Origin of the sequence: Pseudolysinimonas yzui, from assembly GCF_014653215.1 — a bacterium.
GTDB lineage: Bacteria > Actinomycetota > Actinomycetes > Actinomycetales > Microbacteriaceae > Pseudolysinimonas_A > Pseudolysinimonas_A yzui.
In genome coordinates this window covers 77067-92458 of the sequence record NZ_BNAI01000003.1, presented here as the reverse complement: position 1 = coordinate 92458, position 15392 = coordinate 77067, and the positions used below count along the sequence as shown (strand labels likewise).

Below are 15392 nucleotides of genomic sequence, written 5' to 3'. Positions count from 1 at the left end.
CGCCGATCAGCCTAGCTCGCGCCCTTCGGTCGCGATCTGGGGGGTAGCCCCCTGGACCGGCCGCGCCGGGCGGCGCAGGATGAGGTCATGAGTGAACTCAGAAGGCCCCGCACCGGGCGCATCATCGGTGGCGTCTGCGCCGCTCTCGCCGATCGCTTCGGCTGGGACGTCACCCTCGTGCGCGTTCTCGCCGTCGTCTCGCTCTTCCTGCCGGGACCGCAGCTGATCTTCTACGTGATCGCCTGGATCGTCATCCCCGCGGAGCCCGCCACCGCAGCGGTCCCGGCGCCGACGAGCGCCGCGCATTCGGGCTGATCCTCAGCTTTGCCTCAGGAGCCGTTCAGACGCCGTCCGTATCGTTCCCGCTATGGGATTCCTGGACAGGCTGTTCGGCACCGAGGACGACACGTCGGCCGCCCCGCGTCGCCGCCCGCCGACCGAGGATGAGCGAGCCGTCGAACGCTACCGCTACCTGTTGCGCACGGCGCCGCCCGAGACGATCGAACAGGTTCACGCCGAAGCGTTCTCGAAGCTGAGCGACGCGCAGCGCGCCCTCGTCTACGAAGAGCTGTCCAAGGGTTCGGCGACGGGGGAGCGTCCGCTGTCGAGCGAACCAGCCACCCTCGCCCGCGCCGCGACGCGCAAAGAGATGCGCGAACCGGGCTCGCTCGAGCGCAGTCTCGCCGGCCCCAGCTTCGGCTCGATGGTGGGCAGCACACTGCTCGGCACCGTCGCGGGCTATGTCATCGGTTCCGCGCTCGTGAGTGCGTTCCTGCCGTGGGACGGCGGCTCCAGTTCCGACGCGAACGCCGACTCCGGCTCCGACGCGAGCGCCGACTCCGGCGATGCCTCGGCGGATGCCGGGGGTGACTTCGGCGGTGACTTCGGGGGCGGCGACTTCGGCGGAGATTTCGGCTTCTAGCCCGCGACCTTCGATTCGGCGCTCTTCGCGCGCTGCGGCCAGCGACCGAGCAGCAGGATCGCGACCGAGAAGCAGGCCGCTCCGGCGACCGCGAGCCACAGGTCGAGGAAGTACTCGATCACCAGGAACGGCGGCACGAAGGTGAGCGCCGTCGCCAGGGCGACCACCCCGACCGGCGGGGTGGGTCCGATCTCGCGCGGCTGCTCGAAGCGCCCCACGACGAGCGACAGGGCGAAGAGGATGCCGAGCACCAGCAGGTAGACGAGGATGCGCGACCACCACCAGACGGGCGACGCCGGCTCGGGGCTCGCCCCGGGGATGAGCAGCCCGAGACCCGCGACGACGATGATGACCGGCAAGTGCCACAGGTAGATCGTCATCAGGCGGGTACCGACGAGGAACACCACCGCCCGAGCCGCATGGGTCGCCATCAGCCGGGCGAGCGTGGGACGCATCAGGCACAGCACGCACGCCTGCGCGAGGCCGAGCAGCACGAGCGGCAGGGTCGGCGGGTTGAGGTTGGTGAGCATGTCGGTGTCATAGGGCCCGACGGTCGTCAGCGGCACGAGGGCCGCATATCCGACCGCGGCGATGACGACGAGTTGCCACCAGGCACGGCGGGCGAACCAGCCGTCGGCGTACCAGAATCCGATCTGCTGCACGAGCAGCCAGACGAACACCATGTTGAGGTAGCCCAGCTGCGTCACGCCGGAGCCGTAGCGGGCGGCATCCACCGCCACGACACCGAGCAGCAGCACCGCGAGGGTCGGCCCCGCGGCCCGCGCGTGCAGCCGCACCATCACCGGAACGAGCGCCTGGCACAGGCAGTAGGCGGCGATGAACCACAGCGGGGATCCGGCCCCCTCGACGACAGTGGCGACGAGCTCGGGCGCGATCGCGAGCAGCGTCGCCCCGCCGATGACGACGACATAGAAGAGGAACAGCGGCAGCGACGGCTGGGCGAGCCGCAACACCCGCGTCTTCACGTAGTCGGCCGCGGTGCCTCCGCGGCGCACGGTGCTGCGCCACGCGGTGATGCTGGCGAACCCGCCGACGACGAAGAACAGCGGCATGATCTGACCCGCCCACGTGGCGCCCGCGAACCACGGCTGCTCCTCGAGGGGCCGCGAGATCACCAGGTCGCCGTCGGCATCCCGGCCCACCCCGATGAACAGCAGATGGATGACGACGACCAACAGCACGCAGAAGACGCGGGCGAGGTCGAGCGTCAGGTCGCGCTTCGACAGGTCGAGCGACGAGATCGCCGAAGCGTCGCGGGGGATCGTCGGGTCAGACCGCTTCGTCACCCGCCCACTCTAGAGGCGAGTTTCTCTCGCGCCAGCAGCCGCACGGCCGCCTCGAACTCGAGGGATTGTCCCACCTCGATCGAGGTGTTGTAGACGGGTCCGCGCAACGTCACGAAGACGCGCCCGACCTCGACCACATAGCCCACCGGCTCCCCGTCGACCACGACGCGGAAGACGCCCTCGATCGCCGGCACCACATTCAGCTCCATCGCCCACCTCCGCCCGTGTCACCCGGGTTGATCCCATCCCAGCACCGTCGTCCGGCCCCTACCAGGGGGTCTGCACAGAATTCACCGAGGATTCAGCCTCTGCGGGGATCGCCAGGGGTTTGCCAGGACTCGTCCAGGGAGACGGGTGAGCATGGTCGACGGCCGTCGCGCCATCCGTCATCCGTTCCGGGATGGCCTGGACCCGAAAGCTCTGTTCCACAATGAACCCCTTCTTCCGCCGTGTTCTCACGGCGTCGGTGGCAGGCTTATGCCTTGCCGGAATCGGCGCCCTCACCGTTCCCGCGGCCGTTGCCGCCATTCAGCAGGCGCAGATCGACGCCACCGCCCAGTCCTTCGAAGTCTCCGCATCCTGGGCGAACGCCGTCGCCGTTCTCGAGCCCGAGCGTGACGAATTCGCCATCACCGAGTACACCGTGGTGCAATGGCCGCTCCCGGCCAACACCACCATCTCGTCGTTCTTCGGCTACCGCTCCTGCGAGGGCTGCTCGACGATGCACAGCGGAATCGACTTCACCCCCGGCGCCGGAGTTCCGATCGAGGCGATCGCCGACGGCGTCGTCGTAGCTTCCTCCGTCGCCGACGGATCGTGGGGCGTGCACGTCACCATCGAGCACGACGTCGACGGGGTCACCTACCGCAGCGCCTACGCCCACATGCAGTCCGGCTCGATGACGCTCGAGATCGGCGACCGGGTCGAACGTGGCCAGGTGATCGGACGGGTCGGCAACACCGGCCAGAGCTTCGGAGCGCACCTGCACTTCGTCATCCAGACCGGCGACGGCACGTTCATCAACCCGCTGCCCTGGATGCGCGAACACGTCAACATCGTCGAATGACGCGAGCGGCGACCCGCCGTTAGCCTGAACCGGTGGCCGTCGACATCCGCCCGTATACGCCCGCCGACCTGGCTGAGCTCGTCGCTGTCAACGACGCCGCCTACCCCGCGGTGCCGGTCACTCCGGCCGAGGAACTCGCCGCCCTGATCGGGCAGAGCCGGCTCACCCTGGTCGTCGACGACGGGCGACCCGCCGGCTTCATCGTGGCGCTCGCCCCGGGCCTGTCGTACGCGAGCGAGAACTACGCATGGTTCAGCGCTCGATCCCGTGACTTCCTCTACGTCGATCGCATCGTGCTCGCCTCCCGCCTGCAGGGGCAGGGGATCGGACCGCAGCTCTACGGGGCCGTCGAGGATGCCGCCCGCGCCGACGGCGCCAGCGAGATCACCTGCGAGGTGAACGTGCGCCCGCCGAACCCCGGGTCGCTCGCCTTCCACGCCCGCCTCGGATTCGTCGAGGTGGGGCGACAGCAGACCAAGGGCGGGGCGAACGAAGTCGCGCTGCTCGCCCGGCCCGTCGCCGCGAACGACGGCGACATCGGGGCGGGATAGGGTGGCGCCATGACCGGTGGACCGACCGTTTCGATCGTCATCCCCGCGTACAACGAGGAACGCACGATCCGCGCCTGCGTGGTCGCCGCACTCGAGCAGACCGTGCCCGCCGACGAGATCATCGTCGTCAACAACAAGTCGACCGACTCGACGGCGAAGATGCTGAAGGCGCTGAAGACCGAGTTCCCCGACGCTCCGTTGGTCATCGTCGACCAGAACGACGAGCAGGGCATCACCCCCACCCGCAACGCCGGTTTCAACGCGGCGACGAGCGAGGTCCTCGGTCGCATCGACGCGGACTCGATTCTCGAACCCGAGTGGGTCGCCGAGGTGAAACGCATCTTCAGCGACCCGACGGTCGGAGCGGCGACCGGCCCGATGATCTACTACGACATGCCGTTGCGGCGATTCGGGGCGCGAGCGGACGACAACATGCGCCGCGCGTTGCTGAAACTCACGAAGGAGTACCACTTCGTGTTCGGCAGCAACATGGCGATCCGGGCCAGCGCGTGGCGCGACATCCGCGACCACGTCTGCAACGACGCCGACATCGAAATGCACGAAGACCTCGACCTCGGCATCCACCTGTTCGACCGTGGCCACAAGATCGTCTACGGCTCGAAGATGGTGTCAGGGATGTCGGCGCGCCGCCTCGACGCGAACCCGATGGACTACCTCCGCTACGTGATGCGGTGGGAGAAGACCTATGACCGCCACAACATCTTCAACCCCGCCCTGCGCGCGCCGATGGTGGTCTTCTCGGCGATCTACCCGCTCGGCAAGCTGATGCGCCAGCAGCACCTGAAGTCGCTCAAAGGCGGCGGCGTCGGCCCCTCCGCCTGGGCAGGCTGAGGGGTCCGTCACCCGAGCACGAGGGCGACCCCGACGGTGGCACACGGGATGCGTTCACCGGACGTGCGTAGCAGCGACCCGGTCGGGCGATGCGGATCGGTCGACACCACGACGCGACCGGACGCGTTGACGACCGTTGCGGCCTCAAGGCCGCGAAGGTGGGCCAGGAGGGCACGCTCGACGTCGTTCACGTAGAGGTCGGCGCCGACGACACCGATCAGCCGGTCGCCGTGGTAGGCGGGCATCGTCAGCGTGAGCGTGTAGTCGTCGGTGCAGAGGTAGTCGACGTACGGGCCGGTGACGTGTCGGGCGCCGGTCGTCGTCGGAACGCGCCACCACTCGAGTGTCGTGTAATCGCGAAAACTCTCCGACTCCGGATTCTCTTCGGCGAGCAGGCGCCGAATCGCGGGGTCGGCCGAACCGACGCCGAACGTGTTGGAGTGCCCCAGCCACCAGGCGAGGTGCCACTCCGCGTCGGGCAGGAATCCTGGGGTCGCAACGAAGCCCGCCCCGATCACGAGCGCTCCGTCGACGGAGAGCTCCGGCACCGTGATCGACTCGACGAGCCGGTCGATGCTGTCGACGGTCGGTGCCCCGTCGTGCTGATCGACGTAGGCCTCGATCAGCGTGCGCCATGCGTCGATCCGCGCGAACACCCCACCGAAGGTGCGGTCGATCGCGTCGACGCACTCCCGCACCGCGGCATCCAGCGTCGTGGGCATCGTCAGTCCCCAGCCTCGAGAGCGGTCTTCTGGTCGAGCAGCCACTCTATGGCGCCGCCGATGTGGGCGACAGTGCGTCGCCGTGCCTCGATCCCGTCCAGGGACTCGATCGCGGCGACCACGGCGAGGTGCTCGTTGCGGCTGTTCCATCGTTCGGTGCGGTCGCGCAGACACCACCACAGCAGCGGCGCGAACTCCGCCTGGAGTCGCAGCTCCTCGCGCACCAGCCGCGCCGACTGGGAGAGGGCGGCGACTTCGAGCCGGAACGTTCCCTCTGCACGGCGTGCCGAGGTCTCGTCGTCGGGGTCCGCGGCCTCTGCGGCCTCCCGGAGGTGGCTGATGTCGTCATCGGTCGCGCGGTCGGCCGCGAGTTCGGCGGCCGCCCCGGCGATCGCGGCATAGTGCACGCCCATGTCGCGCAGCTCGACCCGAGACAGACTCGCGACCCTGCGCGCGATGCGCGCCGCCCGGGAACCGCTCGCGATCACGAAGCTGCCCCCGTCACGACCCCGACGGGTTTCGACCAAGCCGCGATCGCGCAGGGATTCGAGCGCTTCGCGAGCGGTCACGGTCGCGACCCCGAACTGCCGGGCCATGGCGGCTTCGCTCGGCAGCTTCTCGCCGCCGCTGAGCAGCCCCAGATCGATCGCGTCGCTCAGTCGTTGAGCCACCAGCTCGGCTCGACCGCCGCCCGCGATCGGGGCGAAGACAGCCGCTCGCGCGGCGGTCGTGACGCGGATGGACTGCGGCATGGATTTCCCGGTTCAGCGTTCGTGACCTGACCGTAACATGCCCGATGCGTTGTTGACATCTGCTTCCATATGATTCCCTTATCGGAACACCTTCCCCCGAGGAGCGATCACGACGACACCAGCGATCCGCCTCACCGGATTGACGAAGTCATTCGGTTCCGTTGTCGCTGTCGACAATCTGAACCTCGACATCGCCGAGGGCGAATTCTTCTCCATGTTGGGCCCCTCGGGGTCGGGCAAGACGACCGTGCTGCGACTCATCGCCGGCTTCGAGACGGCGACCTCCGGAACGATCGAGCTCCGCGGGGTGGATGTGACCGACCGCGCGCCATTCGACCGCGACATCAACACGGTCTTCCAGGACTACGCCCTGTTCCCGCACATGACGGTGGCTGAGAACGTGGCCTACGGCCTTCGGGTGCGCGGCGTGCCGCGAGCTCGTCGGCGGGAGATCGCGCTCGCGGCCCTCGAGTCGGTCGCCCTTGCCGGCTTCGGCGATCGCAAACCCAGCCAGCTCTCCGGCGGTCAGCGCCAGCGCGTCGCCCTGGCGCGGGCGACCGTCGTGCAGCCGAAGGCGCTGCTCCTCGACGAGCCGCTCGGCGCCCTCGACCTCAAGCTGCGCGAGCAGATGCAAGTCGAGCTGAAGGAGCTGCAGCGCTCCCTCGGGATCACCTTCATCTTCGTCACCCATGATCAGGAGGAGGCGCTGACTCTGAGCGACCGGATCGCCGTGTTCAACGCCGGCAGGATCGAGCAGCTCGGCACGCCGGCCGAGATCTACGAGAGCCCGGCCTCCCCGTTCGTGGCGTCGTTCGTCGGCACGTCGAACATCTTCGAGGAGTCCGCGGCGCATGCGCTGCTCGGAGTTTCGGGCACCGCCTCCATTCGGCCGGAGAAGATCGTCCTCGCCGCGCCGGGAACCGCAGCGACGGCCGGCATCGTGTCGCTGCCGGGCACGATCGCCGAGGTCATCTACCTCGGTACCGCGACCCGACTGCTCGTCGAACTGGCGGACGGACGTCGACTCACCGTGCTCGAGCAGAACGTCACGACCCGCGCCGACCACGACCGGCGCGGAGATGCCGTCCTCGCCCGATTCGCGACCGCCGATCTCGTCAGCCTCGGATCGGTCGGCTGAGCATGCTCACCTCCAGTTCCACCCATCAAGAGAAGGAGAACGCAATGCGCAACACGGCATCACGGAGGTCGGCGATCTTCGCCGCCCTCGCGATCGTCTCGACGACCGCGCTTCTCACCGCCTGCGGCACCGCCTCGGGACCGGGGGGTGATGACGGGGGCCTTCCGACCGAGCTGGGCGACTTCGAGGGCTCCGTCTCGATCCTCGCGTGGCCCGGCTATGTCGAAGACGGCAGCAACGATCCGGCCGTCGACTGGGTGTCGGGCTTCGAGGATGAGACCGGATGTATGGTCGACGCCCAGGCCTATGGCACCTCCGACGAAGCGGTCAACCTGGTGCGTTCGGGCGGGTACGACGTCGTCGCCGCGTCGGGTGACGCGACGCTGCGGCTCATCGCAGCCGGCGACGTCGCCGCGGTCAACACCGACCTCATCCCTAGCTACGACGGGGTGTTCGACTTCCTCAAGGAACAGGAGTGGAACTCGGTCGACGGCCAGTCCTATGGCGTGCCGCACGGCTACGGCGCCAACCTCCTGCTCTACAACACGGAGGTCGTCAACCCGGCACCCACCTCGTGGGACGTCGTGTTCGACGGGGCGAGCGCCTACTCGGGCAAGATCACCGCGTACGACTCGCCGATCTACATCGCCGACGCGGCGGTCTACCTGATGGCACATCAACCCGAGCTCGGCATCGAGAACCCGTATGCCCTCGATGAGGAGCAGTTCCAAGCCGCCGTCGATCTGCTGAAAGCCCAGCGCGAGCATGTCGGTGAGTACTGGTCGGACTACCTCAAGGAGATCCAGGCCTTCCAGACGGGAGACTCCGTCGCCGGTACCACATGGCAGGTCATCCAGAACGTCCTCGAAGGAGAGGGAGCCACGACCGCCGTCGTGCTGCCGGAAGAGGGTGCGACCGGATGGTCGGACACCTGGATGATCACCTCCGACGCCGAGAACCCGAACTGCGCCTACGCGTGGCTCGACTGGATCGCGAGCCCTGAGGTCAACGCCCAGGCGACCGCGTACTTCGGTGAAGCACCGTCGAGCGAAGCCGCGTGCGACTTCCGCGACGACTGCGAGGCGTACCACGCGGGCGACGAGGAGTACGCGTCGCAGATCTGGTACTGGACCACGCCGATCGCCGACTGCGTCGACGGTCGTACCGACGTCGAGTGCGTCGACTACGCGGCGTGGACCGAAGCCTGGTCGGAGATCAAGGGCTGATCTCATCGTGACGAGCAGTGCGGCAACGCCGACACCCACGCGCGCCGGGGTCCCGCAACCGCGGATGACTCCGGCGCGCCGGATCTCGGTGTTCCTGAGCAGGTTCTCCTGGGCGAGACTCATCCTCCTGCTCACGGCTCCGCTGTTCTGGCTCGGCGCGGTCTACATCGTCGCGCTCGCCGCACTGCTCGTCACCGCGCTCTGGACCGTGGACTCGTTTACGGGGGAGGTGCGCATCGAGTGGACGTTCGACAACATCGTCGATGTCGTGACCGGTGCGCTCTACCAGACGGTCACGCTGCGAACCATCGGGGTCGCGTTGCTCGTGACCGTCGTCGACATCCTCATCGCCTTGCCGATCGCGTTCTTCATGGCGAAGGTCGCCGGACCACGCCTGCAACGCATCCTCGTCGTGGCGGTCCTCATGCCGCTCTGGGCGAGCTACCTCGTGAAGGCGTATGCCTGGCGCTCGGTGCTCTCCGAAGGCGGCGTGTGGGCGAGTGTGGTCGAACCGTTCGGCGGGCAGACGCCGGGCTATGGACTGCCCGCGGTCGTCCTCACGCTCGCCTACCTGTGGTTGCCGTATGTGATCTTGCCGATCTACGCGGGGCTGGAGCGCGTTCCGAACTCACTCCTGGAGGCGTCGGGAGACCTCGGCGCGAAGACGTGGCGCACCATCGTGTCGGTGGTGTTGCCCATGCTGAAGCCCGCGATCATCGCGGCATCGATCTTCAGCTTCTCGCTTTCGCTGGGCGACTACATCACCGTCAACATCGTCGGGGGCGCGAGTCAGATGCTCGGCAACCTCGTCTACACGAACGTCGGGGCGGCCAACAACCTGCCCCTCGCCGCCGCGATCGCGCTCATCCCGATCTCGATCATGATCGTCTACCTCGCCGCCGCGCGCCGCTCCGGCGCTCTCGAGAATCTCTAGGTGCCGGGATGAGACTGAGCAGCACGGCCCGGGCGGTCCTCGCCACGGTGACGACGCTCGTGCTCGCGGTCATCTATCTGCCGCTCGGGGTCGTGCTCGTCAACTCGTTCTCGACCTCCACGACCCTCACCTGGCCGCCACCGGGCTTCACCCTCGAGTGGTGGGGTCGCGCCTTCCGCAACGTCGGCGCGCTCGAGGCCATCGGCACGAGCGTGCAGATCGCGCTCGGGGCGACCGCCATCTCGCTCGTGCTCGGAACCCTCGTGGCCATCGCTCTGCAGCGCTACCGGTTCTTCGGGCGAGACGTCGTCAGTCTCCTGGTCATCCTGCCGATCGCGCTGCCGGGAATCGTGACGGGCATCGCGCTCAACAACTTCTTCCGCACGATCATCGACGTGCGACTCGGCATCTTCACGATCATCGTGGCCCATGCGACCTTCTGCATCGTCACGGTGTTCAACAACGTCATCGCGCGGTTGCGTCGCACCGGGACGTCGCTCGAGGAGGCCTCGGCCGACCTCGGGGCCGGCATCTGGACCACGTTCCGCCTCGTCACCTTCCCGCAGCTGAGGTCCGCCCTCCTTGCGGGCGGCCTGCTGGCCTTCGCGCTGTCGTTCGACGAGATCATCGTCACGACGTTCACCGCGGGCAGCGGGGTCACCACACTGCCCATCTGGATCTTCGAGAACCTGTTCCGCCCGAATCAGGCACCGATCGTGAGCGTCATCGCCGTCATGCTGGTCGCCGTCTCGGTGGTGCCGATCTGGCTCGCGCAGCGTCTTGCCGGGGCCGATCAGGCGCAGCACTGAGCCGAGCTGTGACGGGTCAGAACGTGCGCGTGAAGGGGAGCGGCTTGCGCATCCGGATGAGCAGCAGCAGCGGGATGAGCACGTAGGGCAGGTTGAAGGCGAGGAACTTCGCCGGGTTCTGCGTCTGGAACTCCGGCTCGCCGAAGAACTCCACGCCGAACACGATGATGCCGGTGATGCTCGCGATCATCGTCGCGTAGATCACGGCGGGGAGCTGGATGCGATTCCATCCCCTGATGAGAGACGGCACGAGTACGAGGTAGAACGCGAGATAGACGAAGGCCGACAGCCCGGTGACGATGCGCATCCACACGGGCGGGTTCATGAACAGCGGGTCGGCGTCGTGGGCGTACCAGTAGTTCGAGTCGACCAGGAAGGTGCCGTCGGGCCGGGTGAAGTCGACGCCGAGGGTGGGGAGCATGTCGGCGATGCACGACGTCACGATGAAGAGCGAGAACATCACTGCGAAGAAGATGTCGATGGGGCGTTTGCGCAGCGGAAGGTTCTCGACGGGGGTCGCAGTCACGGCGCCAGTGTAACTACGCTCGTACGAACAGATCGTCGAGCGTGATCGGCTGCAACCCGCGATTCCGAATCGTGGCGGCGATCTCGTCGAAATGGTTGAGCACGGTCCCGACGTTGGCGTGACCGATGACGATGTGCTGTGGCAAGAACCAGCGGTCGATGAGCATCGACATGTTGGCATCCGATATCGGCCCCGAGTCGCCGACCGACCCGTACCAATGCACAGCCTGCCGATAGCCCACCGACCGTGCCGCGGACAGCACCCGGCCGTCGTAGTTGCCGTAGGGCGGACGGAAGTAGGGCGCCGCCTCGACGCCGAAGGTCGAGCGGATGAAGTCGCCGCACCGTTCGAGTTCCTCACGGATGCGTCCATCGCTGGACTTCAGGAAGTCGGGATGCGAAAACGTGTGGTTCGCCATCTGGACCTGCCCCGACTCCACCATGGGTCGCAACGCCGCCGCGTGCTCGGTCCACGAGGGATACTGCGCGGTGACGAAGAAGGTCAGCCGCATCCCGGACCGCCGTGCGAACTCTGCATAGGCCCCGACCACCTCGCTCGACGCGCCGTCGTCGATCGTGAACGCGATGAGGTTCCCTTCCCCGGGAAGCCCGTACATCGCTCCACCAGGGATGGGGATGCGGGCGAGCTGCGGCGTAGGAAAGTAGGGCGGCAGGAGGGCGGGGGGCTCGACCGTGGCCGGGACCGGGCGCCGATGCGAAGGTGCGCTGAGGCGTCGGCCCTGCTCGGGAATGGAGGTGAGCGCGAGCCCGCCCTCGATGGCCGCCGTGCTGACCCCGACGCCGAGCGCGCTCAAGCCGAGCGCACGCAGAAAGGCTCTGCGGTTCACGGGTCACCTTCTTCGGGCGAAGGATGGGGATGCCTCGCTTGCTCGCGATCGACCACACTGTAGACCCGCGCTGATTCCCTCACCAGTAGACGGTCACCGCGGAGTCTCGATCCGTGGATGCCTGTTGGTCGAGTTGGTGCCGGACGCGAGCTTGATAAGCTCGCCCCGAACACGGGAGTCCGGTGTGCCGGGCTGAGAGGAAGCAACCAAGCTTCGACCGTCGAACCTGATCCGGATCATGCCGGCGCAGGGAGGCCTTCTCAGGACATGTCGTCCGCCCGTGCCCCTTCACCGATCGAAAGGGCACGTACAGTGCAACGTTTCATCCCCCTGGCGGCGCTTGCCGCATCCGCTCTCGTCCTCGCGGGCTGCACCACCCCGCCCGACGAACCGACCACCCTGGTGCTCGTGACGCACGACTCGTTCGCGCTCAGCGAGGGCACGCTCGAGGCCTTCACCGAGCAGACCGGCATCGTCGTCGACGTGCAGTCCGGCGGTGACGCCGGCGAGCTGGTGAACAAGCTCGTGCTCACGAAGGATTCGCCGCTCGGCGACGTCGTGTTCGGCATCGACAACACCTTCGCGTCACGCGCAGCTGACAACGGCGTGCTCGAGGAGTACGTGTCGGGTGACCTGACCGAGGCCGAGGATGCTTTCCTCCTTCCGGCGGGGTCGGGTGGCGAGTACCTCACCCCGATCGACTCGGGCGACGTGTGCGTCAACGTCGACCACGAGTGGTTCACCGAGGCGGGGCTGGCCGAACCCGCGACCCTCGACGACCTCATCGACCCGGCGTACGAGGGGCTGCTCGTCGTCGAGGCGGCGAACTCGTCGTCACCCGGCCTCGCGTTCCTGCTCGCGACGATCGCCGCGTACGGCGACGGGTGGCCCGACTACTGGTCGGCGCTCGTCGACAACCAGGTGAAGGTCGCCGCATCCTGGAGCGATGCTTACTACGTCGACTTCTCGGGACCGTCGAGCGAGGGCGACCGGCCGCTCGTCGTGTCCTATGCGTCGTCGCCGCCGTTCGAGAGCGGCGTTACCGGGGTTCTGCTCGACACCTGCTTCCGGCAGACCGAGTACGCGGGAGTCATCGCCGGCACCGAGCACCCCGCCGAGGCGCGGCAGCTCGTCGACTTCCTGTTCTCGACCGTCGTGCAGAACGACATCCCCGAGAACATGTATGTCTTCCCGGTGAACTCCGAGGCGACCCTGCCCGAGACCTGGGCCGAATACGCCGAGATCGCGACCGACCCCTACGTGATCGACCCCGCCGAGATCGACGCGAACCGCGAGCGCTGGATCAGCGAATGGGCGGCGATCGCGACCCCGTGACACTAATCCGCCAATCCCGCGGGCGTGAGGCCGGAAATCCGTCACATTTGCGACGGATTTCTAGTCGAGGCGCGACCGCGGCCGCGTGGATTCTCGCGGCGGCGGTGCCGCTGGTGTTCGTGGGGGTGTTCTTCGCGTGGCCGGTGGCGTCGATCGTCGGGCGGGGGCTGTTCCCGGACGGGATGCTCGACGTCGCAGGCATCGTCGAGGTGCTGAGCCGGCCGCGCACGGTGCGCATCATCGGCTTCACGATCGGGATGGCGGCGGCGGCGACCGCGATCACCCTGGTGCTCGGGATGCCGGTCGCCTACGTGTTGTCTCGGCTGCGGTTCCGCGGGCGGGGGGTGCTGCGCGCGGCCGTGCTCGTGCCGTTCGTGCTGCCGACCGTCGTCGTCGGCATCGCCTTCCGGGCGCTGCTGCGGGACACCCCGCTCGACGGGTCGGTGGTGGCGATCCTCGCCGCGCTGGTGTTCTTCAACGTCGCCGTCGTCGCGCGCACGGTCGCCGTGTCGTGGGAGTCGCTCGACCCTCGGCAGGAGGAGGCCGCCCGGGTGCTCGGGGCCGGGCCGGTGCGCGTGTTCGTCACCATCACCCTGAGGCGCCTCGCCCCGTCGATCGCGGCGGCGGCATCCATCGTCTTCCTGTTCTGCTCCACCGCGTTCGGCACCGTGCTGGTGCTCGGCGGCGCGAAGTACGCGACGATCGAGACCGAGATCTGGCTGCTGACGACGCAGTTCCTCGACCTGCGGGCGGCGAGCGTGCTGAGCGTCGCGCAGATCGTCGTCGTGCTTCTGCTGCTCGTGATCACCGCACGCGTGCGCGGCCGCACGACCGCTCAGCACCGGTCGTTCGCGACGCGCCGCCCGAGACGCTCCGACACGCCGGTGATCGCCGCGACGGTGCTGATCGCGCTCGCCCTCGCCGTGCCCCTCGCCGCCCTCCTCGAGCGTTCGCTGCGGGTTGCGGGGGAGTGGAGCGGCGGTAACTACCTCGCCCTCGCCTCGACCGGCGGTCGCAACGCCCTCACCGTCACCCCGTGGCAGGCGCTCGGCAACTCCCTCGGGTTCGCCGCCGCCGCGACGGGCCTCGCGATGCTCGTCGGCCTGGTGGCGTGCGTGCTGCTCTCCCGCACCCCGCGGTCGCCCGTCGCCCGCCGCGGGCTCGATCTCGTCGACGGTGCCCTGATGCTGCCGCTCGGCGTATCGGCGGTGACCGTCGGGTTCGGATTCCTCATCACGCTCAACTCCCCGCCGCTCGACCTGCGCACGTCGCCCGTGCTGGTGCCGATCGCGCAGGCGCTCGTCGCGGTGCCGCTCGTCGTGCGCACGCTGCTGCCGGTGCTGCGCAGCGTCGGCAGCCGCATGCGGGACGCCGCCGCAACGCTCGGGGCCCCGCCGTGGCGGGTGATCCTGACGATCGACCTCGGCGTCGCCGGCCGGGCGGCACTCGCTGCGACGGGACTCGCCTTCACGGTCGCGCTCGGTGAATTCGGTGCGACGACGTTCCTCTCCCGCCCCGACGCGGCGACGCTCCCGGTGGTCATCTACCGGTTGATCGGCCTGCCGGGGGGAGACAATGCGGGGATGGCGGCAGCGGCATCCGTGGTGCTCGCGGCGGTGTGCGTCGCGGTCGTCGCGCTCGTCGAACGGCTGCGGGTCGACACGGCGGGAGCGTTCTGATGCAGGGGTTGAGCGTCGAGAACGTCACGGTGCGCTTCGGTGAGGTGACCGCTGTGGATGCCGTGAGCCTCGGCATCCCGCGCGGTGAGGTCTTCGCCCTGCTCGGGCCGTCGGGCAGCGGCAAGTCGAGCCTGCTGCGCGCGATCGCGGGGCTGGAGCCGTGCACGGGCGACATCCGGTGGGACGACGAGTCGGTGATGCGGATGCCGCCGCACCGGCGGCGGTTCGCCCTCATGTTCCAGGATGGGCAGCTCTTTCCGCACCTCGATGTCGCCGGCAACGTGGGGTACGCCTTGCGGGTCTCGACACGCGCCTCCGGCGCTACTCGACCGGCGATAGCGCAGCGTGTCGCCGAGCTCCTCGATCTGGTGGGACTCGCCGGTTTCGAGCGTCGCCGGGTGACCGACCTCTCCGGCGGCGAGCAGCAGCGCGTCGCGCTGGCTCGTTCGCTCGCGGCATCCCCCCGCCTGTTGCTGCTCGACGAGCCGCTGTCGTCACTCGACCGGGAGCTGCGGGAACGCCTCGCCGGCGAGTTGCGTGACATCCTGCGCGCGACCGGGGTCACCGCGATCCTGGTGACCCACGATCACGACGAGGCGGGCGTCATCGCCGACCGCATCGGCATCCTCGACGCCGGGCGGCTCGTGCAGACCGGCACGCTCGCCGAGCTGCGCGCGCATCCCGTCGACGACCGCGTCGCGCGGTTTCTCTCGTGATGACACGACA

18 protein-coding genes and 1 riboswitch are annotated in these 15392 nt (G+C 68.4%); of the genes, 12 read left to right on the top strand and 6 right to left on the bottom strand.

Features of this window, described 5'->3' with window-relative positions:
* Nucleotides 1–87: 87 nt before the first annotated feature.
* Together IE173_RS09115 and IE173_RS09110 are read left to right on the top strand one after the other, a co-directional pair.
* Nucleotides 88–315 (top strand): PspC domain-containing protein, encoded by a 228-nt coding sequence (locus tag IE173_RS09115; protein ID WP_191283162.1) that lies wholly within the window; start codon nucleotides 88–90, stop codon nucleotides 313–315.
* Nucleotides 316–367: 52 nt separating this feature from the next.
* On the top strand, nucleotides 368–922 hold the full coding sequence (locus tag IE173_RS09110) for a hypothetical protein (protein ID WP_191283161.1): 555 nt from the start codon (nucleotides 368–370) through the stop codon (nucleotides 920–922).
* Here IE173_RS09110 and IE173_RS09105 read toward each other — a convergent pair.
* Both IE173_RS09105 and IE173_RS09100 read right to left on the bottom strand, forming a co-directional pair.
* The gene (locus IE173_RS09105; protein ID WP_229842006.1) at nucleotides 919–2229 is read right to left on the bottom strand and encodes an acyltransferase family protein; all 1311 of its coding nucleotides are present in this window, start codon (nucleotides 2227–2229) and stop codon (nucleotides 919–921) included. The two genes, IE173_RS09110 and IE173_RS09105, sit on opposite strands and share 4 nt — an antisense overlap.
* Nucleotides 2226–2438 (bottom strand): hypothetical protein, encoded by a 213-nt coding sequence (locus IE173_RS09100; RefSeq protein WP_191283160.1) that lies wholly within the window; start codon nucleotides 2436–2438, stop codon nucleotides 2226–2228. The genes IE173_RS09105 and IE173_RS09100 overlap by 4 nt, the downstream gene beginning before the upstream one ends.
* A 221-nt stretch (nucleotides 2439–2659) precedes the next feature.
* Here IE173_RS09100 and IE173_RS09095 point away from each other — a divergent pair, with 221 nt between their 5' ends.
* The 3 genes from IE173_RS09095 to IE173_RS09085 are packed head-to-tail and all read left to right on the top strand — an operon-like array spanning nucleotide 2660 to nucleotide 4698.
* Nucleotides 2660–3295: a M23 family metallopeptidase gene (locus tag IE173_RS09095; protein WP_191283159.1), complete on the top strand. Its 636-nt coding sequence runs from the start codon at nucleotides 2660–2662 to the stop codon at nucleotides 3293–3295.
* 32 nt (nucleotides 3296–3327) lie between these two features.
* Nucleotides 3328–3846, top strand: a complete 519-nt coding sequence (locus tag IE173_RS09090; protein WP_229842005.1) for a GNAT family N-acetyltransferase — start codon at nucleotides 3328–3330, stop codon at nucleotides 3844–3846.
* Nucleotides 3847–3855: 9 nt separating this feature from the next.
* A complete protein-coding gene (locus IE173_RS09085; RefSeq protein WP_191283158.1) occupies nucleotides 3856–4698 on the top strand; it encodes a glycosyltransferase family 2 protein in 843 nt (280 codons plus the stop codon).
* 8 nt (nucleotides 4699–4706) lie between these two features.
* Here the strand turns inward: IE173_RS09085 and IE173_RS09080 are convergent, their stop codons facing one another.
* On the bottom strand, nucleotides 4707–5420 hold the full coding sequence (locus IE173_RS09080) for a cache domain-containing protein (RefSeq protein ID WP_191283157.1): 714 nt from the start codon (nucleotides 5418–5420) through the stop codon (nucleotides 4707–4709).
* Between the two features lie 2 nt (nucleotides 5421–5422).
* On the bottom strand, nucleotides 5423–6172 hold the full coding sequence (locus IE173_RS09075; protein ID WP_191283156.1) for a FadR/GntR family transcriptional regulator: 750 nt from the start codon (nucleotides 6170–6172) through the stop codon (nucleotides 5423–5425).
* 214 nt (nucleotides 6173–6386) lie between these two features.
* Between IE173_RS09075 and IE173_RS09070 the strand changes: the two genes are divergently transcribed.
* The 4 genes from IE173_RS09070 to IE173_RS09055 all read left to right on the top strand — a co-directional run bounded on the left by IE173_RS09070 (nucleotide 6387) and on the right by IE173_RS09055 (nucleotide 10279).
* Nucleotides 6387–7310 (top strand): ABC transporter ATP-binding protein, encoded by a 924-nt coding sequence (locus IE173_RS09070; protein WP_373298463.1) that lies wholly within the window; start codon nucleotides 6387–6389, stop codon nucleotides 7308–7310.
* A gap of 44 nt (nucleotides 7311–7354) precedes the next feature.
* Complete coding sequence (locus IE173_RS09065) at nucleotides 7355–8536, top strand: ABC transporter substrate-binding protein (protein ID WP_191283154.1); 1182 nt, start codon at nucleotides 7355–7357, stop codon at nucleotides 8534–8536.
* Nucleotides 8537–8600: 64 nt separating this feature from the next.
* Entirely contained in the window at nucleotides 8601–9470 is an 870-nt protein-coding gene (locus IE173_RS09060) for an ABC transporter permease (RefSeq protein WP_191283153.1), read from the top strand.
* Nucleotides 9471–9478: 8 nt separating this feature from the next.
* Entirely contained in the window at nucleotides 9479–10279 is an 801-nt protein-coding gene (locus tag IE173_RS09055) for an ABC transporter permease (protein WP_191283152.1), read from the top strand.
* A 16-nt stretch (nucleotides 10280–10295) separates the two neighbouring features.
* Here IE173_RS09055 and IE173_RS09050 read toward each other — a convergent pair whose 3' ends face one another.
* Nucleotides 10296–10805 (bottom strand): EXPERA domain-containing protein, encoded by a 510-nt coding sequence (locus IE173_RS09050; RefSeq protein WP_229842004.1) that lies wholly within the window; start codon nucleotides 10803–10805, stop codon nucleotides 10296–10298.
* A gap of 13 nt (nucleotides 10806–10818) precedes the next feature.
* On the bottom strand, nucleotides 10819–11652 hold the full coding sequence (locus IE173_RS15490) for a polysaccharide deacetylase family protein (protein WP_229842003.1): 834 nt from the start codon (nucleotides 11650–11652) through the stop codon (nucleotides 10819–10821).
* Nucleotides 11653–11822: 170 nt separating this feature from the next.
* A riboswitch (TPP riboswitch) is annotated at nucleotides 11823–11923 on the top strand.
* A 41-nt stretch (nucleotides 11924–11964) separates the two neighbouring features.
* Here IE173_RS15490 and IE173_RS09045 point away from each other — a divergent pair.
* From IE173_RS09045 to IE173_RS09035, 3 genes are read left to right on the top strand one after another with little or no spacing between them, the layout of a single operon-like run.
* Nucleotides 11965–12987 (top strand): thiamine ABC transporter substrate-binding protein, encoded by a 1023-nt coding sequence (locus IE173_RS09045; RefSeq protein WP_229842002.1) that lies wholly within the window; start codon nucleotides 11965–11967, stop codon nucleotides 12985–12987.
* A gap of 47 nt (nucleotides 12988–13034) precedes the next feature.
* Nucleotides 13035–14666: an ABC transporter permease gene (locus tag IE173_RS09040; RefSeq protein WP_229842001.1), complete on the top strand. Its 1632-nt coding sequence runs from the start codon at nucleotides 13035–13037 to the stop codon at nucleotides 14664–14666.
* Nucleotides 14666–15382, top strand: a complete 717-nt coding sequence (locus IE173_RS09035) for an ABC transporter ATP-binding protein (RefSeq protein WP_191283148.1) — start codon at nucleotides 14666–14668, stop codon at nucleotides 15380–15382. Before IE173_RS09040 ends, IE173_RS09035 begins: the two co-directional genes overlap by 1 nt.
* Nucleotides 15383–15392: the final 10 nt, after the last annotated feature.